Source organism: Pseudomonas sp. UBA7500 (genome assembly GCF_002478435.1).
GTDB classification, from domain to species: domain Bacteria; phylum Pseudomonadota; class Gammaproteobacteria; order Pseudomonadales; family Pseudomonadaceae; genus Aquipseudomonas; species Aquipseudomonas palmensis.
Genome location: NZ_DLNW01000031.1, coordinates 3,436 through 29,003 on the forward strand (window position 1 = coordinate 3,436; position 25,568 = coordinate 29,003).

A 25,568-nucleotide genomic window follows, 5' to 3' on the forward strand; every position below is an offset into this window, starting at 1 on the left:
CAGGCGCTGCTGCTCAGGCCCGCTCAGGCGCTGAAGGCGCCCGTGCTGGATCAGGCCCTGCAAGCGCTGCTGACCCACCACGATGCCCTGCGCCTGCGCTACACCCGGCAGGCCGATGGCGCGTGGGCGGCAGAGTATGGCGCTCCGACCGCAGCAGGTGAGGCGCTGTGGACCCGGACATTGGATGATGTCGATGCGCTGCAGGCACTGTGCGACACGGCCCAGCGCAGCCTTGACCTTGAGCGCGGCGAGCTGCTGCGCGCGGTACTCGCGACGCTGCCCGATGGCAGCCAGCGCCTGTTGCTGGCCATCCACCACCTGGTGGTGGATGGCGTGTCGTGGCGCATTCTGCTCGAAGACCTGCAGAGCGCCTACACCCAACTGGCCGCCGGCCAGGTGGTGAACCTGCCACCCAAGACCAGCTCGACCCAGGCCTGGGCGCAGCGCCTGCAGGCGCACGCGGCCGACCTGCAAGGTGAACTGGCCTACTGGAGCAGCGAACTGGCGGGCGCCAGTGCCGACCTGCCCTGCGACAACCCGCAGGGATCGCTGCAGAACGTGCATATGGCCCGGGCGCAGACGCGGCTTGATCAGGCCACCACCCGCCAGTTGCTGCAGCAGGCCCCGGCCGCCTATCGCACCCAGGTCAACGACCTGCTGCTGACCGCCCTGGCGCGGGTGATCGCGCGCTGGACCGGGCGCGATGAGGTGCTGATCCAGCTTGAAGGCCACGGTCGCGAAGAACTGTTCGACGACATCGACCTGACCCGCACGGTGGGTTGGTTCACCAGCATGTTCCCGGTCAGGCTCAGCCCCGTCGACAGCCTCGACGGCTCGATCAAACGCATCAAGGAGCAACTGCGCGCGGTACCCGACAAGGGCATCGGTTTCGGCGCACTGCGCTACCTGGGCGACGCGCAGGCCCGTGAAGCCCTGGCCGCACTGCCGCTACCGCGCATCACCTTCAACTACCTGGGCCAGTTCGACGCCAGCTTTGCCGACGAGCAGGGGGAGGGCGGGTTCTTCACCCCGGCCCGCGAGTCTGCCGGTGACAGCCAGAGCTCCGAAGCACCGCTGGGCAACTGGTTGTCGATCAACGGCCAGGTGTATGGCGGCGAGTTGACCCTGAGCTGGAGTTTCAGCCATCGGATGTTCGCCGAATCCAGCATCCAGACTCTGGCCCAGGCCTATACCGCTGAACTCCAGGCGCTGATTGCGCATTGCATTGCACACGATACGGCTGGCGTGACGCCTTCGGACTTCCCGCTGGCCAGGCTGACCCAGGCACAACTGGACAGCCTGCCGGTAGCGCTGGGCGATGTCGAAGACATCTACCCGCTGTCGCCGATGCAACAGGGCATGCTGTTCCATACCCTGCAGGCCCCCGAGACGGCGCTGTACATCAACCAGATCGCGGTATCGGTCGATGGCCTGGACAGTGCCCGGTTCATTGCGGCCTGGGGCAGCGTGCTGGCTCGTCACGAGACTCTGCGCACCGGCTTCTGCGCCGCGTCACAACTGGCCGAGCCGTTGCAGGTGGTGTATCGCCACGCCGAGCTGCCTGTGCGTCTGCTCGACTGGCGCGACCGCCAGGTGGCTCCGTCGGACCTCGAGGCGCTGGCTGCGGCGGACGCTGGCGAAGGCTTCGACCTGGCCACGGCACCCTTGCTGCGCCTGACCCTGGTCAGGCTCGACGCGCAGCGTAGTCACCTGCTGTGGACCTGCCACCATATCCTGATGGATGGCTGGAGCAGCTCCCGGCTGTTCGCCGAGGTGTTCATGGCGTACCACGGCCGTGCGAGCGACACCGGGGTGGGACGCTACCGTGACTACATCGAGTGGCTGGGACGCCAGTCGCAAGGGCAACTGGAGCAGTTCTGGCGCGCCCACCTGGCCGAGCTGGAAGGCCCCACGTTGCTGGCCGACAACGTGGCCCCGCAGCCGGACGCGGGGCTGGGCGGCCACGCGGCGCTGTACCTGCGCTGGGACCAGGCACGCACCGAGCACCTGCGCACCCAGGCCCAGCACCTGCGGGTGACCCCGAACACCCTGGTGCAGGCTGCATGGCTGCTGCTGTTGCAGCGCTATACCGGGCAGCGCACCGTGTGCTTCGGCGCCACCGTTGCCGGGCGCCCGGCGACGCTGGCGGGTGCCGACGAGATGCTTGGGCTGTTCATCAATACCCTGCCGGTAGTGCAGACCCCGCAGCCGCACCAGCGCGTCAGCGACTGGCTCTCCCAGTTGCAGGGGCACAACCTGGAACTGCGTGATCACGAGCATGCGGCACTGGCCGATGTGCAGCGCTGGGCCGGGCGACCGGGCCAGGCGCTGTTCGACAGCATCGTGGTGTTCGAGAACTACCCGGTGGACGAGCGCCTGCAGGAAACCAGCAACAACGACCTGCAGTTCGGCCAGGCCAGTACCCGTGACGTGACCAACTACGCCATGGACCTTGCGGTGAACCTGGGCCAGACCCTGACAGTCGAGTTCCTGTACCTGCAGAACCGGTTTACCGAGGCGGCCACCGCAGCCATTCTGGGCAACTTCGAACGCCTGCTCGGGGCAATGCTGGACAACCCGCAGGCCACGCTGGGCAGCCTGGACATGCTGACCCCGGCGCAGGCGCGGCTTCTGCAGAGGCGCAACGAGCTGGCAGCACTGCCTGTCGCGGCCCCTGGGTTGCTGGCAGACGATATCGCGGCCCACGCCGGTCGGCGCCCCGACGCTATTGCGGTGATCTGCGCCGACCAGCAACTGAGCTATGCCCAGCTCGATGAGCGGGCCAACCGTCTGGCGCAGTACCTGCTGGCACAGGGTGCGGGTGCCGAAACCTGCGTAGGCATCGCCCTCGAGCGTTCGGTGCACACGCTGGTTGCCTTCCTGGCGGTGATGAAGAGTGGCGCGGCCTATGTGCCGCTGGATATCGACTACCCGCAGGAGCGTCTGGCCTGGATCGTCGAGGACTCGGGCATGCACCTGCTGCTGACCCACAGCTCGCTGAGCCAGCGCTTCGCCGGCGTGGCCTGCACCCTGGAACTGGACCGCCTGGACCTGCATGGCCAGGCGGGCGGTTGCCCGCAGGTGGTAGTGCAGCCGGACAACCTGGCGTACCTGATCTACACCTCCGGCTCGACCGGCAAGCCCAAGGGGGTAGCGGTCAGCCACGGGCAGATCCGCATGCACTGCCGCGCGATTGCCGAGCGCTACGAAATGAGCGAGAAGACCCGCGAACTGCTGTTCATGTCGTTTGCCTTCGACGGCGCGCAGGAGCGCTGGCTGTCGACCCTGCAGGCCGGTGGCTGCCTGGTGGTGCGTGACAACCACCTGTGGACCGCCGAGCAAACCTTGCAGGTGCTTGGGGCACAGCGCATCGATATCGCGTGCTTCCCGCCGGCCTACCTGCAGCAGTTGGTGGAGTGCGCCGAGCGTCAGCACCTGCCGGCGCCACCGGTGCGCGTCTATTGCTTTGGCGGCGATGCCGTGCCGCAAGCGCTGTTCGAAGACGTCAAGCGGGTGCTGCGTCCGCAGTGGCTGGTCAATGGTTACGGGCCGACCGAGACGGTGGTCACGCCGATGTTGTGGAAGGTGCCGGCCAGCGGGCAGTGCGAGGCGGTGTATGCACCGATCGGCGAGCGGGTGGGCCAGCGCACGCTGTATGTGCTGGACGAAGACCTCAACCCGCTGCCCGATGGCGTGGCCGGTGAGTTGTACATCGGCGGCCTGGGGGTTGCGCGCGGCTACTACCGCCGCGCGGCCCTGACGGCCGAGCGCTTCGTGGCCGATCCGTTCGCCGCCGGTGCCCGTCTGTACCGCAGCGGTGATCGTGTGCGTCGGCGCGCCGACGGGGTGATCGATTACCTGGGGCGCCTGGACAACCAAGTCAAGATTCGCGGTTTTCGTATCGAGCCGGGCGAAGTTGAAGCGCGCTTGCGCAATCAGCCGGGGGTGCGTGAAGCGGTGGTGATTGCACGTGACACCCAGGGCAGCAAGCAACTGCTGGCCTACGTCGTGACCACGGCCCAGGCCGCTGGCGTGGAGCAACTGCGCGAGGCGCTGCGCAGCGAGTTGCCCGACTACATGGTGCCGGCCCATGTCATGCTGCTGCCGGCCCTGCCGTTGACGCCCAATGGCAAGCTCGATCGCAATGCCTTGCCGGCCCCGCAATTGGCCAGCCGGCCCCGGAGTGCACCGCGCAATGCGCTGGAGCGCACGCTGGCGAGCATCTGGCAGGACGTGCTGGAAGTGGACAACGTGGGTATCGACGATAACTTCTTCGAGCTGGGGGGCGACTCGCTGCGTGTGCTGAAGATGCTGTCCAGGGTGCGCGCCTGCGCCGACCTGGACATCGAACTCAAGCTGCGCGATGTGATGGCCGGGCCGACGATTGGCGAGTTGTCCGGCTATTCGACACTGCAGGAGCAGAACCTCGACCCGCTGCTGTTGCTCAACACCCCGGTCGAGCACGGACCTGCGTTGTTCTGCCTGCATGCCGGCTTCGGTACGGTGTTCGACTACGAGCCGCTGGCGCGCCGCCTGGAGGGGCGCTGCAGCGTCTACGGCCTGCAGTGCCGCATGCTGCTGGACCCTGGCTGGGTGGACGAATCGCTGCAGTCGATGGCCATCGACTATGCCCAGTACATTCGCCAGAAACAGCCCGAGGGCCCGTACCGGCTGCTGGGCTGGTCGTTGGGCGGTGCGCTGGCGAGTCTGGTGACCCAGGAGCTGGAAAGCCAGGGGCAGCAGGTGACGTTCCTTGGCCTGGTCGACAGCTTCATCCCGACGTCCTCGCCGGCGCAGCCGGACACTGACTGGGGCGAGGATCTGCGAAGCTTCCTGGGCGTGGTGCTGCAGGCAGCGAAGGCGGATCTGGCATTGCCCGCAGTGCCGGCCGGTGCGCAGGTGGCAACCTTGCACGCGCTGATCGACAGCGTGCGTGCAGGGCTGCCCAGCTCGGCATTTGCCGAGGTCGAGAGCGCGGAGCTGGCGCACACCTTTGCCGTGGCCATGCACCTGAAGGCGCTGTCGACGCGCTTGAACCAGCTGCCGCTGACAGCCGCGGGTGCCTGCTGCTGGTGGGCCGGTGCTCGTGCCGAGGGGGTACGCATCGACGGCAGCGTCGAGGACCTGGCCATCGCCGCCGGCCACTACGACATCCTCAGGCATCCGGACTGGCTGGCCAGCCTGGGCCGACGACTGACCGACGACCTGACTGTTGCTGGCTGAGCCCTGCCGCCCCTCGATCGGGGCGGTTTTTCATTTCTGTTCACTGATTGGCAAGGATAAAAGAAGATGGCCCTGGACCCTGACCTGGAAGGTTTCCTCGAGCTGGTTCAACTGGGACGCCTGAGCGGCAAGACCCGGCCCATGCATGAACTGCAGGTAGCGCAGGCGCGCAGCGACTTCGCCTCGGCCTCGGGCATCCTGGACCCTGCGCCGCCAGGCGACCTGCAGGTGGTCGAGCTGAGTGTACCGAGCCGCGATGCCCAGGCGGTGCCGCTGCGCCTGTACCGGCATGCTCGACGTGGCCCCGGCCTGCAACCGGCGATCCTGTACTTTCATGGTGGTGGCAATGTGGTTGGCAGCCTGGACTCGCATGATGCGGTGTGCCGGCGCCTGGCCAGCAGCGGTACCCATGCGGTGCTGGCGCTGGGGTATCGGCTGGCGCCGGAGCACCCTTACCCTACGGCGGTCAACGATGCGCTGGATGCCGCCGACTGGCTGGCGGCGCAGGCGACATCACTGGCTATCGACAGCCGGCGGATCAGTGTGGCGGGCGACAGCGCCGGTGCTACCCTGGCCACGGTGCTGGCACTGAGCGCACAGCAAGGCCTGTGCCGGCTTGCGCCCAGTGCGCAGTTGCTGTTCTACCCGGTCACGGACATTACCCGCGAGCGTGATTCGCATCGGCGCTATGCCGAGGACTACCTGCTCGAGAGCCAGACCCTGCGCTGGTTCTACGCCCACTACTGCCCCGACCCGGCCCTGCGCGGCGACTGGCGCGCCTCGCCGTTGCTGGCCGGGCACGCCGAGCCGATGATCCGTACCTATGTCAGCCTGGCCGAATACGACCCGCTGTTCGACGAGGGGCAGGCCTATGCCCAGCGCCTTCAGGCCTCGGGCACCGACGTGACGCTACGGGTGGAACAGGGCCTGACCCACGATTTCCTGCGCATGGGAGGGATTTCGTCGCGGGTCGCGGGGATCTATGCCGAGGTCGAGCACTGGCTGCAATCGGCCTGAGGTCCGCGGGCTGCTCAACGCAAAAAGGCGCCGAGGCGCCTTTTTTCGTGGGTGTCGATTTACCAGTCGTAGGTCAGGTTGGCGGTCACCGTGCGGCCCTGGCCGTAGGTGCACTCGAACATGCCGCTGCAGCGGGTGACATACAGTTTGTTGTCCAGGTTCTCCACGTTGGCCTGCACTTTCACGCCCTTGATGTGCAACGGGGAGCGTTCCAGGTCGTAGGAGATCATGCCGTCGTACACGTTGAACGACGGGACGTTGAATTCGCTCCAGGCATAGCTGGTGCCCGGGCTGCTGCGCACATAACGCACTCCGACGCCAAAGCCGAGGCCGACCAGGGCGGTGTCTGCCGGCATCTGGTAGTCGACCCAGGCCGAGGCGGTCAGCGGCGATACGCCGACCGGATGACGACCTTTGAGGCCATCGTTGTCCTTGGTGAACTCGGCGTCGACCCGTGATACCGAGGCGATCAGGTTGAGGTTGTCGGTCAGCGCCGCCTTGCCTTCGAGTTCAAAGCCCACCGAACGCATGGCGCCGGCCTGGTTGTTGAAGCCGGGGTTGGCCGGGTCGCTGGTCAGCACGTTCTTCTTGTCGATCTGGTAGGCCGAGAGCTGGATGAAACTGTCAGAACCTGGCGGCTGGTATTTGATGCCCACTTCGTACTGCTTGCCGGTGGAAGGCTCGAATGTCTTGCCGTCCACGTTGGCGGTGCCGGCCACCGGCTGGAACGATTCGGAGTAGCTGAAGTAGGGCGTGATGCCGTTGTCGAACAGGTAGCCAAAGCCTGCGCGGCCGGAGAACTGCTGATCGCGGGTGGTGGAGGGCTTGACGTACAGCGGGTGGTCGTAATCGATCTTGGCCCAGTCGAAGCGCCCGCCCAGGGTAAGGAACCAGCGGTTCCATTTCAGCTGGTCCTGAACGTAGACGCCGGTCTGGGTGATGGTGTCGTCCCAGGGGTTGGCGGCTGCCTGGCTGAAGTCCAGCGGCTGGCCGTAGTGCGGGTCGTAGAGGTCGATGCCTGGCGGGTTGCGGTCGTAGCGGCCGAGGAACTTGGAGTTGAAGTGGTAGTAGTCCAGGCCCAGCAGCACGGTGTGGTTGACGTCGCCGGTGTTGAACACGGCCTGGGCCGAGTTGTCGATGCCAAAGACCTTGTTGGTCTGCTTCCAGTCGATGGCGTAGCGGTCGGTGTAGCGCTGGTTGTTGACCCCCGTGGCGGGGTTGGCGATGAAGCTGTAGCCGTGCAGCACTGCGGCGAAGCGGTCATCGACGTAGGCGTAGCGCGCGTTCTGGCGCAGGCTCCAGACATCGTCGATCTGGTGGGTCAGCTCGTAGCCGAAGACGTACTGTTCACGGTCGTAGGCGTTGAGCCCGGGCTCGCCGATGAAGGTGTTGCGATCGAGCTTGCCGTTGGGGTTCTTGAATACCGTGCCCACTGCCGGCAGGCCCTGGGGCTCGGGCACGTCGTTGTCTTTCTGGTACTGGCCGTAGAAGGTCAGGCTGGTGTCGTCGTTGATGTTCCAGGTGAAGCTGGGGGCCAGCAGCATGCGCTTCTGTTCGGCATAGTCGACTTCGGAGTTGCTGTCGTTGGCCAGGCCGGTGAGGCGGTACAGGAAGGTGCCTTGCTCGTCGAGCTTGCCGCCGAAGTCGAATGCGCCGTAGCGCCGATCATAGCTGCCAGTACCCAGCACCACCTGGTGGATGGGCTCGACACCGGGGCGCTTGGAGACCATGTTGACGATGCCGCCGGGCTGGTTCTGGCCGTACAGCACCGAGGCGGGGCCCTTGAGAACCTCGACCCGTTCGAGCAGGTAGGGGTCGACCTGCAGCGCACCGCCGGTACTGCCGCCGCCATAGGGCAGGTGCAGGCCGTCCAGATACATCGGCGTGGGGCTGAAACCGCGGGAGGTGGGTTCATCGAAGGCCTTGACCCGTGCCGAGAAGCCCTCGACCTGGATGCCGGGGGTATAGCGCAGTGCCTGGGTGACGGACAGGGCGCCGCGGGCGGTCATCTCGTCCTGGGTGACCACGTTGATGGTCTGCGGGGTTTCCAGGATCGAGGTGTCGGTCTTGGTTCCGGTGGCGCTGCGTTTGGCGACATATCCCTGTACCGGCCCCCACGCCGATTCAGTGAACTTGCCTGACACCAGCGACGGTTCCAGGTTGATCTGGTCGGCATCGGCCCCCGAGCGTGCGCCGCTGAAGTAGATGGCGTTGTCCTGCACGCTGTAGCGCACACCGGTGCCTTGAAGCATGATCTGCAGCGTTTCTTCAAGCGGGTAGCGACCCTTGACGGCGTGCGCGTGCAGGCCGTTGATCTCTTCGGGGTTGAACAGGATCTGCAGGCCGGTCTGATGGCTCAGTTCCTGGATCGAGCGGCCAAGCGGGCCGGCGGGGATGTCCAGCTGCCACTCCTGGGTCTGCGCCTGTGCGGCCAGGGTGAACGCCATGCCCAGCCCGACCGCGGGCAACGTGGCTTTGAAGGCGTGGCGCAGGCGCAACGCAGTGGTCAGGGGCTGCAAGCAGTGTCGTGTTGGCATGGCGATGCTCTTGTCTTGGTTGGCTCAAGTGGTTGGGAAGGTAAGTGTCAGCAGTTTTTTTCGAATGTGGGTAAGACGCGTGACCGCTGAAAAACCGGAAATAAAAAAACTTCTCATTGCCTTTCAGGCGATGGCATCTAGCTGTCAGACGAAGTGGGCGGGGCGGGATTTAGCGCAGGGGGGTGGCAGCGCTGGTTTCAGGCCGTGGCGCGTTGCAACCGATGTGGGAGCCGGCAAGGCCGGCTTCTCCACCTGCTGCAACGCACCTGGCCTGTGGCAGGCAGGTTTGCTCAGGCCGGCTGCAGTTCGCTCACGACCTTGCCGGCGTGCAAACGGATCAGCTGGTCGGCAATGTCGAAGTAACGGTCGTCGTGGGAGATGACGATGATGGTCTTGCCCAGGCGCTTGAGGTCAGGCAACAGCTCGGTGTAGAAAATTCGCCGGAAGGTCGGGTCCTGGTCGGCCGCCCATTCGTCGAACACCAGCACCGGTCGCTCTTCCAGCCAGGCACTGACCAGCGCCAGGCGCTTGCGCTGCCCGGTGGACAGATCGGTGGTGCTGAACACGCCATCGCGAATGCTGACCTTGTGGTCGATCTCCAGTCGTCTGAGGTAGCGCGCAGCATCCTCGGGCACCGGCTTGTCACCCTGGATCACGTCGTCGAACAGGTAGTAGTCGGCAAAGATGGTGGTGAAGATCTGCCGATAATCATCGCGGTTGGCCGCCGTCACCGCCTGGCCATTGAGCTCGATGCTGCCCGACTGCGGCGCGTATAGGCCCAGCAGCAACTTGATCAGGGTGGTCTTGCCACACCCGTTCTCGCCGACGATGAACACGATGTCGCCCTGCTGGATGCTTACGTTCACCGGGCCCAGGCGGAATGGCTCGCTGCCCGGCACCGGGGCGAAACTGTAGCTCACCTGATTCAGGACCAGGCTATGCAGCGGCGTGGCCGGCTGGCTCTGGTCGTCGAGCAGCAGGTGGGGCTCGGGGGAGGAGAACTGCTTGGACAGCTCGGCAATGCGGCGGAAGGCGATCTGTGCCTTGCTGATGATCGGCAGGGTGCCGATCAGGTGCTCCAGCGGGCCCTTCATGTACAGCAGCACCAGCACAAAGCCGCTCATCACCGTCTTGTCGGCGCTGGGCCACCAGGACTGCAAGGCCAGCGCCAGGCCGATGACCACGAAGAACAGCATCGAGCCCAGGCTCTTGGCGATCACGAAGGTGTTGATGGAGCGGATCTGCGTGTCGCAGATGCGGTTGGCGGTGTTGCGGATGCCGTGCAGGAACATGCGCTGGCGGCGCGGGCGGTGGATGCGCAGTTCCTTGGCACCCTCGGCAATGGCGTTGTAGTGCTTTTGCAGGTCGTCCTCGGCTTCACGCGCGGCCTCGAAACCGCGCATGCCCCAGGCGCGGGCGACGAACTGCATCGTGGTGCCCAGCCCGATGGCCACCAGCATCACCAGGAACATCGGCCACGACAGACTCGCCAGGTAGCCCAGGCAGCCCAGGGTCACGGTGAGGGACACCGCCAGTGGCGCGAAGGCGAAGGCGAAGTCGCTGATGGTGTCGACGTCGTGGGTCAGTACCGGGATCAGCCGATGGCTGCGGTAGCGTTCGATCTGGTCGATGGGCGCAGCCAGGACCTTTTCGCCCAGTTCGCGGCGCAGCCTGGCGATGATGTGCTGGCCCACGTAGTTGCTGCCGATATCGGACAGGATGGTGCTGAGCAGGGCCATCAGGCACAGCCCGGCAAAGCCCAGCACCAGCCCCTGGGTGAGGCCGCTTTCGTTGTGCAGGGCGCTGTTGATGGTGGCCAGCAGCGCGGTGACGCTGAGGCCGCCGAGCATGCCCAGGCCGATCGACAGGCTTACCAGCGGCCAGAAGGGTTTGAGCAGGCCGAACAGTTCACTGATGGCCCCGCGAGGTTTGCTGGTCATTCGAGTCTCCCGAATCACACGTGGTTGAGGGGGCGGTCAGAGCTCGCGGGCAACGCGAAAACCCAGGTAGTCGCCGCGTACATCGGGGGCGCGGCTGTTGCGGTTGCCCGAGCGCGAGAACACCGGCGCCTCGCCCCAGTCATTGCCGCGCATGATGCGGATGTCGCAGTTGCCGGTCAGCCACGCGCTGCCGTCGGCGGGGGCGCCTTCATAGCTGGTGTTGAGGCAGTCGGCGACCCACTCGTAGACGTTGCCGTGCATGTCGTACACGCCGAAGGCATTGGGCGGGAAACTGCCTGCCGGGGAGGTGTACGAGTAGCCGTCGGCAGGCCCGTAGGTGTTGGCGTGCCGGGCGATGCTGTACTTTTTTTCGTCGTTGTCATCGAACGGGAACGGTCCGCGCGAGCCGGCGCGTGCGCCGTACTCACGCTCGGCCTCGCTGAGCATGCGGTAGGTGTGGCCGGTCTTTTTCGACAGCCACCGGGCGTAGTCCTGCACGTCGAAGTAGCTGACGCACACCGCTGGCTGGCGCGGACCCTGTTTGTAGGTCGGCTTGCTGGCGGTGCAGGCGCGCCCGGGTCGGGTGTCGCCGTCGGCGATCTTCACCCCGGTTTCGCGGATGTAGGCGTCCAGCTCGCCGGCAGTGACCTGGTAGCGGCTGATGGCAAAGGGCCTGGCGAAGGTCACGGTGTGCAGCGGCCCTTCGTCGTCCTCACGGCCGGTCTCGCCGGGCTCGGTGCCCATGGTGAAGCTGCCGGCGGGCAGTACCACCATTTCGGGGCAGTCCTTGCAGTCGGTGAATACCTGGCCCGGCTGGCGAGGGGAATCTGCCGCCTGGGCGCCCGCGCACAGTGCCAGGCCGAGCGCGGCACTGCACGACAGCTGTGCAAGGGTGCGCGACATGCGCGGGTACGGGGTTGAACGATGGTGAGGCATGGCAGGTTCCGTCAGCTGTTGGCTACAAGATGAAAGGGCGCGATCAGGCACGCAGGCGTTGGCCCAGCACGCTGATCAGGCGATCGATTTCGGCTTCGGTGTTGAGCAGGCCGGGCGCAGCGCGCACCACCGGGCCCACGTCGCGGGACACCGCATCCACCACGATGCGGTGGCGAGTCAGATACGCGGCCACCTCGTCGGCGTCCTGGCCCTTGACCCGGAAGAAGGTGAAGCCTGACGAGTGACGCGGGCTGCGCGGGGTGACCAGTTCGATCGCCTTGTACTCGGCCAGGCGTTGCTTGAGGTAGTCGTTCAGCCCGTGGATGCGCGCCTGAATCGGCGCCTTGCCTACCTGCAGGTGCAACTCGAAGGCCTTGCCCAGGGCCCAGCGGTGCTCGAAGGCGTGGTAGCCGCCGGGGCTCATGATGGTGGCGAAGTCCTCGTTCTCGGAGAACGTGGCGAAGGTCGGCACCAGGTACTTGAGCTCGGTGGAGGCAGCGCAGATGATGCCGGTGCCCCGCGGGCCGAATATCCATTTGTGGGTACCGGAGATGAAGTAGTCGCACTTTAGGTCGGCAAAGCGCATGTCTTCCACGCCAAAACCGTGCACGCCGTCGACCACATAGAGGATGCGGTCCTGCTCGTCGCGGTTGCGGTTGTGTTCGCGTACCAGCTCGCCGATGGCTCCGATGGGCAGCTTGACGCCGCTGCCCGAGTGCACCCAGGTCATGCCCAGTACCCGCGTGGACGGGCGGATCGCGGCGGCGATGTTGCCCAGTACCTCGTCGTCCGAGACCCGCTGCGGGTCGCGGAACAGGCGGATCTTGCGCACCTGGGTGCCCTCGCGGGTGGCGCGGTAGGCGAGGCTGTTGCGGGTGGAGTAATGCTCGTGTTCGGTGGTCAGGATCTCCTGGTGGGCGGCCACCTTAAGGCCGCCGTAGATCAGGCCCAGGCCCTCGGTGGTGCTGCCGGTGAGGGCGATCTGGCGTGGCTTGACCTCCAGGTAGCGGGCGGCCCAGTCGCGCACTTCGCCTTCGCGCTTCCATTCGGCCTGGGTTTCCCAGTCGACCCATTGCGCGGGGTGGCGGTCGAGTTTTGCGCGATAGTCTTCGATGGCATCGCGCACGGGCTTGGGATGGGAGGTGATCAGGAAGTTGGCGAAATGAGCGTAATCGGGGTCGAGCTCGAACAGGCTGCGAAAGCCGGCCCAGGCATCGCTGCCGTTGCCGGGCAGTGACGGGCCGGCGAGGGCGCCGGGCAACAGCTGGCTGCCCAGCGGCAGGCTGGCGGCCAGCAGGCCGGCGTACTTGAGAAGGGTGCGGCGATCGGTCATGACGGGGCTCGCTGGCGAGTCAACGGGAAGAGGCGGCTACAGGGCGGGCGGCGTTTTGCGCCTGTTCCCACACCCGCAGGAAGTTGCCGCCCCAGAGCTTGGCGATATCGGCCTCGGAGTAGCCGCGTGAGAGCAGTTCGGCGGTGACGTTGCGGGTTTCGCCCACATCGCGCCAGCCGTCCACGCCACCGCCCTCGTTGAAGTCCGAGCTGATGCCAACGTGATCGATGCCGACCTTGCGCACGGTGTAGTCGATGGCGTCACCGAACTCCTTGAGCGAGGCCGGCGGCTCTTCTTCGAGAATGCCGTACAGCTCGCTGGCGTACTGGCCGAAGCGCTGCTCGGGCCAGGCGGCGATGATCGGGTCGCCGGGCATCAGGGCCACCGCCAGGTTGGGCAGCGGCAGCAGGTCGAAGCGCGCACGCAGGGCGTTGAGCTTGTCCTGGGTCTTCTGGCTCAGGGGCTTGAGGTAGGTGGAGAAGGCCACCACCTGGATCACGCCGCCGCTGTCCTTGATCAGTTGCATCTCCTTGTCGCTGAGGTTGCGCGGGATGTCGACCATCGCCCGTGGAGCGGAGTTGGACGCCACCAGCGGCGTGCGGCTGAGCCGGGCCACCTGCTCCAGGGCCTTTGTGGACATCTGCGAGACGTCGATGATCACGCCCAGGTCGTTGAGCCGCTGTACCGCCTGGCGGCCCAGGGGCGACAGCCCGTCAAGGGCGTCGGCGGTGTCGTTGAAGAACGGCAGCGGGCGTGAGGAGTCGGCCCAGGCGTTGTTACCCACGTAGCTGAAGCCGAACATGCGCATGCCGCGCGAAGCCCACAGGTCGAGCAGGTCGAGGTCGGTACCCAGCGGGTAGGCATTGAGCATGCTGATGAACACCGCGAACTTGCCTTCGCCGTGCAGGCGCCGCATGTCCTGTGGGGTGTAGGCAACGGCCACCTGGTTGGGGTAGTCGCGCACCATCGCCATGATCGACTTGTAGCGCACCTCCTGCAGGTTGCGTGCTTCCTGCACGAAGCCTTCGGTGGGCCGGTGCGGACCGTTGGGGCCGTTCCACATTTCGGGCCAGGCAAAAATGGTCAGCGCGGCGCCGGACAGGCGCCCGCGGGCGGTCTTGACGAGGTCGAAGCGTCCGCTGCCTTCCTTGTCGGCTTCATTGCCTTCCATGCCGAAGTTGGCCGGCAGGGTGATGTGGCTGTCGAACGAGAGCAGGCGATCCTGCAGTTCATTGGCCTGCTTGACCACCTCGCGGGGGTAGCCGGCGCTGGGGCCGAAGTAGGTCCAGGCGGCCACCCCGGCACCGGCGGTGAGCGCGGTGGCCAGGCTGATGTACAAGGCTTTTTTCCAGCGTGGTGTGGTCATCGTGGTCTCAGTCAGGTTCACCGTCGAGGTTCAGGCACGAGGCCTTTGCTATCTGGTGAGGACGAGCGCAATCGGCAGAAATTTAGCCGTCGCCTGCGCCCTGTGCGGGCCGCCCGGGGCCGCTTGCTGGCTAAATTTCCCTGTGTGCACAACGTTCTAGCTTCGACAACGCCATGCTCCATGGCGCAACGCGAGACACACAGGTAGGTCAATGACGATTTCTCGACGAGGGTTCATTGCGGGTGTTGCACTGACGGGCGTGGCGGTGCCTGGGGCGCTGTACGCGCACCGCGAGCTGACACGCGAGGAATTTCCGATCACCCCCGGGGAGGCCACCGTCGACTTGCCCGATACCGCCGGCCAGCAGTTGGCCGATACCCTGCGTGGCATCTGGCAGCTGGAAGGCGGCAATGTCGGCCTGGAAGGGCTTGAACACACGTCCCTGGAGTTGTTGCTGGATATTGCTCCGCGTGGCCGCGGCCTGCGCGGATGCCTGGACACGCCCGAGCGCCTGCGCAGTGACGCCGAGCCCCGCTACCGGGTGGTGGGCGACCTGATGCCGGGTGCACCGAATGTGTTGAGCTGGCGGCTGATACCCACAGCGGACACTGCGGGGCTGGCGCGCTATGAGTGTCGCGTGCTGCTCGATGAGGTATGGGGCGATTTCGGTAACGCCGGCACTGCCACGCTCACCGGCCAGGTGCTGGACCTGCAGCGCCCGCTGGCCCTGCCCGAGCAGAACCACCGCTTTGTGGCGCGCAAGCGGACCTTCCCCGAAGCTCGCGAGCGCACCGCGCTGAACCCGACGTTGCTGGCGTGGCTGATCTCCCCCGAGCATCGCCTGTTCCACCAGTTGTGGCATGCCTCGCGGGACAAGTGGCACAAGCTGGCACCCAAGCAGCACGAGGCGTTGCGTGCCATCGGCTGGCAGCCCGGTCCGCGTGACCATGAGCGCGATGCCCGCGGCCCGCGCAAGGATCGCAACGGTTCGGGCGAGGACTTCTTTTTCATGCACCGGCACATGCTCGGTACCGCACGTTCGATGCAGGACCTGCCGTCCTGGCCGCGCTTTCCGATGCCGCAACCGGAACTGGCGCGTGACCGCGCAGGCTTTTTGCGCTACTTCGACAACCAGGATGGCAACGCCTTGCCGCCCACCTGGCTGGCGCAGGGCGATGACGAATACACCCAGTGGGTCAAGGACATCAAGAGCAGTGAGGTTTTCCATGCCAACTTCGAGCTGTGGGAGTCACGCTACAGCGACCCGCATTATCTTTCGCGCCTGACCCTGGGGCAGTTCGGCTCGGAGGTGGAACTGGGGTTGCACGACTGGCTGCACATGCGCTGGGCGTCGGTGCCGCGTGACCCGGTCAACGGTGCACCGGTGCCCTATGCGCGCACCCCGAGCGATTTTGCGCCGCGCTGGTACGGGCCCGAAAACGATTTTCTCGGCGACCCGTTCTCGTCCCACGTCAACCCGGTGTTCTGGCGCTTCCATGGCTGGATCGATGACCGTATCGAGGACTGGTACCGCGCCCATGAGCGCTTTCACCCCGGCCAGGTGGTGCGGCGCGAGGTCAACGGGGTGGCGTGGTTCGCGCCCGGGCGCTGGGTGGAGGTGGCCGACCCCTGGCTGGGCCCGATCACCCACGGTTGCAGCACGGTGCCGGGCCTGCAGGTGGGCAAGAGCGTGGAGATGGACCCGGAGACCATGAAGCTGGCGTTGCGCATCACCTACAGCGACGAAGACGGGCTGGCCAGCCTGGTTCGCCGGGTGCCGCAGCGTCCGTGGTACGCCCGTCACCTGAAGGTCAGGCAGCGCCAGGTGTAAGGCGCTGCCTGCCGGTGTGCCCTAGCGTACCTGGGGGGTTGCCTGCCAGCCGCCGCCCAGCGCCTTGTACAGCGCGATGCTGGCCTGCAGGCGCGAGCGGCGCAATTGCACGTTGTCGTCCTGGGCAGCGAACAGCGTGCGCTGGGTTTCCAGCACGGTGAGCAGGTCTTCGGCACCTGCCTGGTAGCGGCTCTGGGCAATCTGGAAGGCGCGTTGCGCCTGGGCCAGCTCTTCGCTTTGCCACTGGCGCTGCTGGTCCAGCCCGCGAATGCTGTTCAGGGCCTTCTCTACGTCGGCAAAGCCATTGATGATCGCGCCGCGGTAGGTTTCCAGCAGTTCCTGCTGGCGTGCCGTGGCCTTGTCGCGCTCGGCCTTCAGGCGCCCGCCGTTGAAGATCGGTGCCACCAGCCCGGCACCCAGGTTGTACACCGGGTTGCGCAGCATGTCGTCGACGTGGGAGGCGCCTGAACCGACGGCAGCAGTCAGGGTCAGTGCTGGCAGCATGTTGGCCCGCGCCACCTGCACATCGGCTTGCGCTGCGGCCAGCTGGGCTTCGGCGCTGGCGATGTCGGGGCGGCGGGTAAGCAGCTCGCTCGGCAGGCTGGCGGCAATGTCCGGCCAGCTCAGCCGGGCGAAGGCTTCACGATCCAGCTGCAGTTGCTGGCGCGGTTGGCCAAGCAGGGCGGCCAGGCTGATCAATGTCTGCTCGGCGTCCTGGGCCAGCAGTGGCAGCTGGCGCTGTTGCGCGGCCACCAGGCTCTTCTGCTGGGCCAGTTCCAGTGCGGTGGCGGAACCCGAGTCGTAGCGGCTCTGCACCAGGTGCAGCACGCTCTGGGCGTTGTCCAGGTTCTGTTCGGCAATGCGCTGCTGTTCGACCAGGGCCAGCCAGCGCGTGTAGTGGTCGGCCACGCCGCTGAGCAGGGTCAGCTCGACGGTGTCGCGCTCGAACTCGCTGGCTTGCAGGCTGAAGCGGGCACTGTCGCGACCGGCGCGCTTGCCGCCCCAGAAGTCCACCTCGTAGGTGGCGCTCAGGGTGGCCTGGTAACTGTTGGTGGCCTTGTTGGCGGTGCTGTTGTCCAGGGTGCTGGAGCGGTAGGCGTACATGCGCTTCTGGCGCGTGGCGTTGAGGCCCGCATTGAGTTCGGGCAGCAGCGCGGCGCCTGCGATCACGGCACTGGCCTGGGCCTGGCGCACACGGGCGACGGCACCGGCCAGGTCATGGCTGCCCACCCGCGCCTGGTCGATCAACTGGTCGAGTTCGCGGCTGCCGAAGGTGGTCCACCATTGCCGGTCGAGGGTGCCGGCCGCGTCCAGGTGTTCGGTATGCCAGCGTGGCGGTAGCTGCAGGCCGCTGTCCGGGCGCGGCGCCTGGCTGGCGCAGGCCGCGAGCAACAGGCTGGCGGCAAGTAGGGTCAATGGCGCTTTCATAGTGTGTTCATTCGCTGGTAAGGGCTGCCACCGGGTCGAGCCGGGCGGCCTTGCGGGCAGGCATGAAGCCGAAGATGACGCCGGTGACCAGGGCGCAGGCAAATGCACCGAGCACGGCGGTCAGGGAAAACGCCACGGCCACCTCGCTGAGCAGCAGCGCCCCCCCCACCAGCAGGGCCAGGCCGATGCCGGTGAGGCCGCCGACCACAGAAAGCATCACCGCCTCGGTCAGGAACTGGCGCAGGATGTCGCGCTGGCGGGCACCGGTGGCCATGCGGATGCCGATCTCGCGGGTACGCTCGCGCACGGTCATGAGCATGATGTTCATCACGCCGATGCCGCCCACCAGCAGCGAGATGGCGGCAATCGCGCCGAGCATCAGCGACAGGGTGCCCTGGGTGCGGGCTTCGGCCTGGATCATGGCGGCGTTGTTGGTCAGCTCGTAGTCGCGCTTGCCGTTGTGCAGGCGCAGCATCAACTGGTCGATGGCCTTTTCGGCCTCGTTGACGCGGCGTGCATCGGCGGCGGCAATGGCCACGTACTCTGGGTTCTGGCTGCCGAACAGGCGGATGCTGGCGGCCGAATAGGGCACCGCGATACGGTCGTCGCTGTCCTGGTCGCCTGAACTTGCGCCTTTTTCGGCGAGCACACCCACCACCTGGAAGGGCACGTTCTCGATCAGGATGTATTCGCCAATGGGGTTGGCGGCGTCCTTGAGCAGCTTTTCGCGCACCTTGTGGCCGATGACCGCGACGGCGCTGGCGTTGCGCTCGTCGGCTTCGGTGAAATAGCTGCCTTGCACCACCGGCCAGTTGAAGATGGCCGGGAAGTTGGTGTCGTTGCCGCCTACGTAGCTGGTGTAGTCGGCATTACCGTAGCGCACGCCGGCGGTGGAGCCGTTGACCGGCATGATGCGCTGGACCTGCGGCAGCCTGCCCACGGCGGCGACGTCTTCCAGGGTGATGACCCCAGGCGGTGTACGCGGGTTGGGAGCGTGGCCGCTGAGGTAGATGATGTTGGAACCGAACGCGCCCATCTGCGCCATCACCTGGCGCTTGCTGCCTTCGCCCACCGCCAGCATCACCACCACCGAGGCCACGCCGATGACGATGCCGAGCAGGGTGAGGGCAGTGCGAAAACGGTTGATCCACATGACGCGCCAGGCGGCCTGCACGGCATCGACCAGCTCGCCCTTCCAGGCCCCGGCATATTCGCTGCCGTCGGCCATGCGTTCGCGCAGGTCGACGGCCTGCAGGGCGCCCGGCGGGGCGTCCACCGGCTGGTCCAGCAGGACCGGCGCCGAGTCGCTGATGATCCGGCCGTCGCTGATCTCGATGATGCGCCTGGCGCGAGCAGCCACCGCACGGTCGTGGGTGATGAGGATGACCACGTGGCCCTGGCTGGCCAGTTCGTCCAGCAGCTTCATGACCTCTACGCCGCTGTGGCTGTCCAGCGCCCCGGTGGGCTCGTCGGCGAGGATGATGTGGCCGCCGTTCATCAGTGCGCGGGCGATCGACACCCGCTGTTGCTGGCCGCCGGACAGTTGGTGCGGGCGGTTGGCGGTACGCTGGCCCAGGCCCAGGCGCTCGAGCAGCGCAGCGGCGCGCGCGTGTCGCTCCGGCGCCGGGGTGCCGGCGTAGATCGCGGGCATCTCGACGTTCTCCTGGGCCGAGCAGGAGGGGATCAGGTGGTAGCCCTGGAACACGAAACCGAAGGCCTCGCGGCGCAGCCAGGCCAGGGCGTCGCTGTCGAGGTGGGCGACGTCCTCGCCGGCGAACAGGTAGTGGCCGCTGGTGGGGCGGTCGAGGCAGCCGAGGATGTTCATCAGGGTCGACTTGCCAGAGCCCGAGGCGCCGACGATGGCGAGGAACTCACCGGCATGGATGGACAGGTCGATGCCATGCAGGACGTCGACCCGCGGCGTGCCTGCGCCGCCGTAAGACTTGCTGATGGATTTGAGCTGGATCAGTGGCGTCTGCATTCAACCCTCGCTGCCTTCGAGGGGGCCGATCAGCAGGCGGTCGCCTTCGCTCAGGCCATCGAGGATCTCGATGTGCAGGCGGTCGCTGATGCCGGTGCGTACCTGACGTTCCTCGACGCGGCCGTTGCTGGCCACCACCCTGGCCATCTGCGTGGTGTCCCTGAGCCCGCCGTGCAGGGCGGCGATGGGGGCGGTGAGGACATTGCTGGCCTGGCTGGCCACGAAGAATACCTGGGCGGTCATCTCGGCCATCAGTGCGCTGTCGGCGTTGTCGACGTCCAGCAGTACGGTGTAGAGCACCACGCGGCCACTGCCGCTTTTGCTCGAGGTGTTCGGGCTGCCGCCGCCCTGGCCGCTTTCCCCCAGCGGCTTGGGCGGGATCGGCAGGATCTGGCGCACGGTGCTGGCCCAGCGCCGGCTACCGCCGCTGAGGGTGGTGAAGTAGGCGTTCATGCCCGGCTTGACGTGGCCGATGTCGGCTTCGGAGACCTCGGCCCACACGGTCATCGGCGAGAGCTTGGCGATGCGCAGGATCAGCGGGGTCTGCTGCTGTGCGTTGAGGGTCTGGCCTTCGCGGGCATCGACGGCCACCACGGTACCGGACATCGGCGCGTAGATGCGCGTGTAGCCCAGTTCTGCCTGGTCGCTGCGCAGGGTGGCCTGGGCCTGGCGGATCTGCGCCTGGTACATGTCGATGCGGGCCTGGGTGGCCTTGAGTTCGGCGCGCGCGGTCTGTACGTCTTCCTCGCGGGTGGCGCCATTGGCCACCAGGCTCTGCTGGCGCTGGTACTTCTGGCGGGCCAGTTCGTTCTGGGCGCGCTGTTCCTGGAGCTGGGCCTGCAGGTTCTCGATGGCGAAGCGGCTGGCATCGAGCTTGGCCTGCTGGGTGGAGGGGTCGATCTCGACCAGCAACTGGCCTTCCTCGATCGAGTCGCCGGCTTCGACGTGGATCTTGCGGATCTGCCCGGAAGCCTGGGCACCGACATCGACGTAGCGTCTGGGTTGCAGGGTGCCCAGCGCGGTGACGCTGCTTTCGATGTTGGCGCGGGTGACCGCCACGGTGGCCAGTTGGTCGTTGCCAGGCAGGGTTTTCCAGGCGACCAGCGTGCCCAGGGCGAGCAGGCCGAGGCAGCACACGAGCAGGCGGCGTTTGTTTTTCGGGCGTTTCATGCGGGCTTCCAACCAGGGGTTGATCCATGCCAGGAGGTGACGAACACGCGCTCGGCAGGCATGGAAGGCTGCAAGTTAAACGAGCGGTATTCGAGGTAATTTAGACCGGTGCGTGGCTGGGCCAGCCCGCACCAGGGCAACATGGGCGAGAGTATGACCGAGTCGCTTGATGAGAATAATATTAATTAGTGTTATTGTGTCGAGCCATACGACCCAGCGGGTTCAACCTCGGCAACGTCGCGCACAGGTACTGTTGTGGAACACTACTATCGAGAGCTGGTGAGCTTTCTGATGTCGCGCCTGGGCAGCCGCCACGCGGCCGAAGACGTCGCCCATGACGCCTACCTGCGGGTGCTGGAGCGGGCTGATTCGCAACCTATCGAGCACCCTCGCGCGTTTCTCTACCGTACTGCACTGAACCTGGTGGTGGATGGCCATCGACGCGAGCGGATCCGCCAGGTCGAACCCCTGGAGGTGCTCGATACCGACGAGCGCTGGCACAGCCCGACCCCCTTGCACGCCATGCATGGCGATCAGCGCCTGGCATTGATGCAGCGTGCGCTGGCCGAACTCAGCCCGACATGCCGCGACAGCTTCATATTGCGCAAGCTCGATGGCCTGTCGCATCAGCAGATCGCCTTGCGCCTGGGCATTTCCCGCAGCCTGGTGGAGAAGCACATCGTCAATGCGATGAAGCACTGCCGCGTGCGCATGCGCGAGTGGGAATCCTGAGCGCGGGGCTGCGATCCAGGGTGAAAGTTCGGGTTGTTCCTTGATTTATGCGCGATTCCCTACAAGTATCAGTGGCAGACCTCTGTTCAGGCGCGATGTTTGCAGCAACTTGCAGTCGTGGATTGTCGCTGTAGGGTCAAGGACGCTAACTCCCTTTACCTTCTGCCAGGTCCGGACGATGCCAAACAAATCGATGCGCATCCTGATCGCCGACGAGCACCCCAGCCAGTTGCTGCAACTGGAGAAGATGCTCAATGGACTGGGCTATTACCGCATTGCCCCGGTCGAGAGTTTCGATGAGCTGCAGCGCCTGGTGCAGGCGGCCCTGCAGCCCTTCAATCTGCTGATCGGCAACATCGATCTGGCCAGCCACGCGGGCGTGGACATGGCGCGCTTCTGCAAGGCGAGCCTGCCGATCCAGCATGCCTTGCTGTATCACTCTCAGCACCTGAAGGTACCTGCAGTACCGGTGTCACAGCGCCAGGCGGTGAGCCTGAGCCTGCCCAAGGTGCCAGACAGCGAGGCGCTGGAGTCCTTCATGGCGATCATCGATGCGCCGGTGGTAATCGATCAGATGGAACTGAGCGGTGGTCTGGGCGCCCGTACGGGCCACCTGCCGCGGCGTACCAATTTTGCCCAGACCGTGTTCTGTCGACCGTCCTGAAGCTTGTCGGGCCATTGGCCGCAGCGTTTTGCTATCCTCTTGCGTTTGCCGATTTGCGGAAACGCCCATGAGTGCCATCGCTACCCCCCGACCGTCGTTGTCACGCGCAGACCACAAGACCCTGGGCCTGGCGGCGCTGGGCGGTGCGCTGGAGATCTACGATTTCATCATCTTCGTGTTCTTCGCGCTGACCCTGAGCCAGCTGTTCTTCCCGCCCGAGATGCCGGAGTGGCTGCGTCTGCTGCAGAGCTTCGGGATCTTCGTCACCGGGTACCTGGCGCGGCCGCTGGGCGGCATCCTGATGGCGCATTTTGCCGATCACCTGGGGCGCAAGAAGGTGTTCAGCCTGAGCATCCTGATGATGGCGCTGCCGTGCCTGCTGATCGGGGTGATGCCGACCTATGCCGACATCGGTTACGCGGCGCCGCTGATCCTGCTGGGCCTGCGCATTCTGCAGGGCGCGGCGGTGGGCGGTGAGGTGCCAAGCGCCTGGACCTTCGTCGCCGAGCATGCGCCGGCCGGGCGGCGGGGCTATGCGCTGGGTTTTCTGCAGGCCGGGCTGACGTTCGGCTACCTGCTGGGCGCGCTGACCGCCACGGCGCTGGCCCAGGTGTTCACCGCCCAGGAGATTCTGGACTACGCCTGGCGCTATCCATTCTTGCTGGGCGGGGTGTTCGGCGTGATCGGGGTGTGGCTGCGCCGCTGGCTGAGCGAGACGCCGGTGTTCCTGGCGCTGCGCGAGCGGCGTGAACAACCGGTGGCCTTCCCGCTGCGCACGGTGCTGCGCGAGCACCGCCGCGCGCTGGTGCCGGCGGCCCTGCTGACCTGCGTGCTGACCTCGGCGGTGGTGGTGCTGGTGGTGATTACCCCGACGGTGATGCAGCAGCGCTTCGGCATGAGCGCGGCCGACACCTTCGCCCTGAGCGCGCTGGGTATCGTGTTCTTGAACATCGGTTGCGTGCTGGCCGGCTTGCTGGTGGACCGGGTAGGTGCCTGGCGCGCGCTGATGGTCTACAGCCTGTTGCTGCCGTTGGGAGTGGGGGCGCTGTATGCCAGCCTGATCGGCGGCTGGGGCTGGACCGGGGTGGCCTATGCGCTGGCAGGGCTGGCCTGTGGTGTAGTGGGGGTGGTGCCGTCGGTGATGGTCGGGCTGTTTCCGCCGGCCATTCGCGTGTCGGGGATTTCCTTTACCTACAACCTGGCCTATGCGCTGTGGGCCAGCACCACGCCGCTTATGCTGATTGCGCTGATGCCGTGGAGCCCATGGGTGTGTGTGGGGTTCTGCCTGCTGATGGGCACGGTGGGCCTGCTCACGGCGGTGTACTTCAGTGCGCGGGAGGACCTGCGGGCCGGGGATGAACTGGTGTTGGCGAAGGTGTGAGACCGTTTGCTCGAACGCCTTCACGAAAAAGCCCCCAGCGCCGCAAGGCGTGGGGGCTTTTTTTGTGGGCGGTACTTACATGTTCGGGTAAGTCGGGCCGCCAGCACCTTCCGGGGTCACCCAGGTGATGTTCTGCGAAGGGTCCTTGATGTCACAGGTCTTGCAGTGCACGCAGTTCTGGGCGTTGATCTGGAAGCGCTTGCTACCGTCTTCCTGGCTGATCACCTCGTATACGCCGGCCGGGCAGTAGCGCTGCGCCGGTTCGTCGTACAACGGCAGGTTGGTGCCGATCGGGATGCTCGGGTCGGTCAGCTTCAGGTGGCACGGCTGCTCTTCTTCATGGTTGGTGCTGGAGAGGAACACCGAGCTCAGCTTGTCGAAGCTCAACTTGCCATCGGGCTTGGGGTAATCGATCTTCTTCGAGTCGGCCGCCAGTTTGAGGCAGGCGTAGTCCGGCTTGGTGTCGTGCAGGGTGAACGGCAGCTTGCCGCCGAACCAGTTCTGGTCGACATAGTTGAATGCCGCGCCGAGCATCGGGCCGAACTTGTGCATCGCCGGGCCGAAGTTGCGGCTGGCGAACAGTTCTTCGTACAGCCAGCTGGCCTTGAAGCCGTCGACGTAGGCGGTCAGTTCGTCGCCACCCTCGCTACCGGCCAGCAGCGCATCGGCCACCGCTTCGGCTGCGAGCATGCCGGACTTCATGGCGGTGTGGCTGCCCTTGATCTTGGCCACGTTCATGGTGCCCAGGTCGCAGCCGATCAGCGCGCCGCCCTTGAACACCATTTTCGGCAGCGAGTTCAGGCCGCCCTTGGCCAGGGCACGGGCGCCATAGCTGATGCGCTTGCCACCCTCCAGGTACTGGGCGAGCACCGGGTGGTGCTTGAGGCGCTGGAACTCGTCGAACGGGGAGAGGTAGGCGTTGGCATACGACAGGTCGACGATCAGGCCGACCACCACCTGGTTGTTTTCCAGGTGATACAGGAACGAGCCGCCGGTGTTCTCGGTGCTCATCACGTCCAGCGGCCAGCCGGCGGTGTGGATCACCAGTCCTTGCTGGTGCTTGGCCGGGTCGATTTCCCAGATTTCCTTGAGGCCGATGCCGTAGTGCTGCACGTCGCTGGCGTTGTCCAGGTCGAAGCGCTTGATCAGTTGCTTGCCGATATGCCCACGGCAGCCTTCGGCGAACAGCGTGTACTTGCCGCGCAGTTCCATGCCGGGGGTGTATACGCCTTCCTTGGGGTTGCCTTCGCGGTCGACACCCAGGTCGCCGGTGATGATCCCGCGGACCACGCCGTTTTCATCGAACAGCGCTTCCTGGGCAGCGAAGCCTGGGTAGACTTCCACGCCCAGGTTCTCGGCCTGCTGGGCCAGCCAGCGGCACAGGTTGCCCAGCGAGATGATGTAGTTGCCTTCGTTGTGCATGGTCTTGGGCACGAACAGATCGGGCACCTTGACCGAGCTGCTGGCGTCGCGCAGCACGTAGATGTCGTCGCGCTTGACCTCGGTGTTCAGTGGCGCGCCGAGTTCTTTCCAGTCCGGGAACAGTTCGTTCAGGGCACGCGGCTCGAACACCGCACCGGAGAGAATGTGTGCACCGACCTCGGAGCCTTTCTCGACCACGCAGACGCTGATTTCATTACCGGCTTCGGCGGCCTTCTGCTTCAGTCGGCAGGCGGCGGACAGGCCTGCCGGGCCAGCGCCGACGATGACCACGTCGAATTCCATGTATTCGCGTTCCACAGGTTCTCTCCTACTCAAGGCTCATCGGTTTTTCTTTGTTGGCGGGTGTCAGGCGGTCATTTCGAAGTACCCGGGCGTGTAGCTCGGGTGATGACGGACTACACCGCTTTCTCTTGGCCGCGCATTATATCTACACCACTTGCGAGGTCCAATACAAACGTTTGTTTGAATTTGCCGCAGCCCAGTAAAATCAAAGACGCACGGCTTGAAGCTGGCTGGTTTGCCGTATTGACCGGATTGGGCGTTACGGTCAAGATACGGGCGGTTTTACGCTCGCCGTAGGCTGACC

Annotated in this window: 15 protein-coding genes; 6 read left to right on the top strand and 9 right to left on the bottom strand. The window is 65.8% G+C overall.

The genetic code is table 11. From position 1 onward, the window contains the following. Window positions 1-5,223, top strand: a 5,223-nt coding sequence (locus tag B4I46_RS14700) for a non-ribosomal peptide synthetase (protein ID WP_286900727.1), incomplete at its 5' end; no start/stop codon positions are given. Window positions 5,224-5,289: 66 nt separating this feature from the next. After that, window positions 5,290-6,240, top strand: a complete 951-nt coding sequence (locus B4I46_RS14705) for an alpha/beta hydrolase (protein WP_054915659.1) — start codon at window positions 5,290-5,292, stop codon at window positions 6,238-6,240. A gap of 59 nt (window positions 6,241-6,299) precedes the next feature. Here B4I46_RS14705 and B4I46_RS14710 read toward each other — a convergent pair whose 3' ends face one another. The 5 genes from B4I46_RS14710 to pvdM form a co-directional block, all read right to left on the bottom strand. Beyond that, window positions 6,300-8,777: a TonB-dependent siderophore receptor gene (locus B4I46_RS14710; RefSeq protein WP_043863163.1), complete on the bottom strand. Its 2,478-nt coding sequence runs from the start codon at window positions 8,775-8,777 to the stop codon at window positions 6,300-6,302. Between the two features lie 290 nt (window positions 8,778-9,067). After that, window positions 9,068-10,717, bottom strand: coding sequence for a cyclic peptide export ABC transporter (locus B4I46_RS14715; RefSeq protein WP_058541855.1), 1,650 nt, complete (start codon window positions 10,715-10,717; stop codon window positions 9,068-9,070). A 36-nt stretch (window positions 10,718-10,753) separates the two neighbouring features. Beyond that, window positions 10,754-11,620 carry a formylglycine-generating enzyme family protein gene (locus B4I46_RS14720; RefSeq protein WP_286900796.1) on the bottom strand — a complete coding sequence of 289 codons (867 nt, stop codon included), beginning with the start codon at window positions 11,618-11,620 and terminating at the stop codon, window positions 10,754-10,756. Window positions 11,621-11,696: 76 nt separating this feature from the next. Next, window positions 11,697-12,986: an aminotransferase class V-fold PLP-dependent enzyme gene (locus B4I46_RS14725; RefSeq protein ID WP_236176412.1), complete on the bottom strand. Its 1,290-nt coding sequence runs from the start codon at window positions 12,984-12,986 to the stop codon at window positions 11,697-11,699. Between the two features lie 19 nt (window positions 12,987-13,005). Next, window positions 13,006-14,352 (bottom strand): pyoverdine-tailoring dipeptidase-like protein PvdM, encoded by a 1,347-nt coding sequence (gene pvdM, locus B4I46_RS14730; RefSeq protein ID WP_286900731.1) that lies wholly within the window; start codon window positions 14,350-14,352, stop codon window positions 13,006-13,008. Window positions 14,353-14,563: 211 nt separating this feature from the next. On the opposite strand from pvdM, the gene B4I46_RS14735 reads away from it, so the two are divergent. Continuing rightward, on the top strand, window positions 14,564-16,183 hold the full coding sequence (locus tag B4I46_RS14735) for a hypothetical protein (RefSeq protein ID WP_058541857.1): 1,620 nt from the start codon (window positions 14,564-14,566) through the stop codon (window positions 16,181-16,183). Between the two features lie 21 nt (window positions 16,184-16,204). Here the strand turns inward: B4I46_RS14735 and B4I46_RS14740 are convergent, their stop codons facing one another. Genes B4I46_RS14740 through B4I46_RS14750 form a run of 3 tightly spaced genes read right to left on the bottom strand, consistent with a single transcriptional unit; the run spans window position 16,205 to window position 20,762 of the window. Further along, on the bottom strand, window positions 16,205-17,611 hold the full coding sequence (locus B4I46_RS14740) for an efflux transporter outer membrane subunit (RefSeq protein WP_236176411.1): 1,407 nt from the start codon (window positions 17,609-17,611) through the stop codon (window positions 16,205-16,207). A 7-nt stretch (window positions 17,612-17,618) separates the two neighbouring features. Continuing rightward, complete coding sequence (locus B4I46_RS14745; RefSeq protein ID WP_286900733.1) at window positions 17,619-19,592, bottom strand: MacB family efflux pump subunit; 1,974 nt, start codon at window positions 19,590-19,592, stop codon at window positions 17,619-17,621. Then, complete coding sequence (locus B4I46_RS14750) at window positions 19,593-20,762, bottom strand: efflux RND transporter periplasmic adaptor subunit (RefSeq protein WP_078480445.1); 1,170 nt, start codon at window positions 20,760-20,762, stop codon at window positions 19,593-19,595. A gap of 255 nt (window positions 20,763-21,017) precedes the next feature. On the opposite strand from B4I46_RS14750, the gene B4I46_RS14755 reads away from it, so the two are divergent. The 3 genes from B4I46_RS14755 to B4I46_RS14765 all read left to right on the top strand — a co-directional run bounded on the left by B4I46_RS14755 (window position 21,018) and on the right by B4I46_RS14765 (window position 23,539). Next, window positions 21,018-21,494 carry a sigma-70 family RNA polymerase sigma factor gene (locus tag B4I46_RS14755; RefSeq protein ID WP_043863155.1) on the top strand — a complete coding sequence of 159 codons (477 nt, stop codon included), beginning with the start codon at window positions 21,018-21,020 and terminating at the stop codon, window positions 21,492-21,494. A gap of 178 nt (window positions 21,495-21,672) precedes the next feature. After that, window positions 21,673-22,158, top strand: coding sequence for a response regulator (locus tag B4I46_RS14760; RefSeq protein WP_058541859.1), 486 nt, complete (start codon window positions 21,673-21,675; stop codon window positions 22,156-22,158). A 67-nt stretch (window positions 22,159-22,225) separates the two neighbouring features. After that, window positions 22,226-23,539, top strand: a complete 1,314-nt coding sequence (locus B4I46_RS14765) for an MFS transporter (protein ID WP_043863153.1) — start codon at window positions 22,226-22,228, stop codon at window positions 23,537-23,539. A gap of 75 nt (window positions 23,540-23,614) precedes the next feature. On the opposite strand, the gene B4I46_RS14770 is transcribed toward B4I46_RS14765, so the two are convergent. Further along, complete coding sequence (locus B4I46_RS14770) at window positions 23,615-25,279, bottom strand: electron transfer flavoprotein-ubiquinone oxidoreductase (RefSeq protein WP_043863152.1); 1,665 nt, start codon at window positions 25,277-25,279, stop codon at window positions 23,615-23,617. Window positions 25,280-25,568: the final 289 nt, after the last annotated feature.

Coding starts and splice junctions, on each gene's coding strand:
- B4I46_RS14750 (WP_078480445.1), bottom strand. CDS start 20,762: ATGAAACGCCCGAAAAACAAACGCCGCCTGCTCGTGTGCTGCCTCGGC.
- B4I46_RS14735 (WP_058541857.1), top strand. CDS start 14,564: ATGACGATTTCTCGACGAGGGTTCATTGCGGGTGTTGCACTGACGGGC.
- B4I46_RS14740 (WP_236176411.1), bottom strand. CDS start 17,611: ATGAAAGCGCCATTGACCCTACTTGCCGCCAGCCTGTTGCTCGCGGCC.
- B4I46_RS14720 (WP_286900796.1), bottom strand. CDS start 11,620: ATGTCGCGCACCCTTGCACAGCTGTCGTGCAGTGCCGCGCTCGGCCTG.
- B4I46_RS14725 (WP_236176412.1), bottom strand. CDS start 12,986: ATGACCGATCGCCGCACCCTTCTCAAGTACGCCGGCCTGCTGGCCGCC.
- B4I46_RS14760 (WP_058541859.1), top strand. CDS start 21,673: ATGCCAAACAAATCGATGCGCATCCTGATCGCCGACGAGCACCCCAGC.
- B4I46_RS14705 (WP_054915659.1), top strand. CDS start 5,290: ATGGCCCTGGACCCTGACCTGGAAGGTTTCCTCGAGCTGGTTCAACTG.
- B4I46_RS14710 (WP_043863163.1), bottom strand. CDS start 8,777: ATGCCAACACGACACTGCTTGCAGCCCCTGACCACTGCGTTGCGCCTG.
- B4I46_RS14765 (WP_043863153.1), top strand. CDS start 22,226: ATGAGTGCCATCGCTACCCCCCGACCGTCGTTGTCACGCGCAGACCAC.
- B4I46_RS14715 (WP_058541855.1), bottom strand. CDS start 10,717: ATGACCAGCAAACCTCGCGGGGCCATCAGTGAACTGTTCGGCCTGCTC.
- B4I46_RS14745 (WP_286900733.1), bottom strand. CDS start 19,592: ATGCAGACGCCACTGATCCAGCTCAAATCCATCAGCAAGTCTTACGGC.
- pvdM (WP_286900731.1), bottom strand. CDS start 14,352: ATGACCACACCACGCTGGAAAAAAGCCTTGTACATCAGCCTGGCCACC.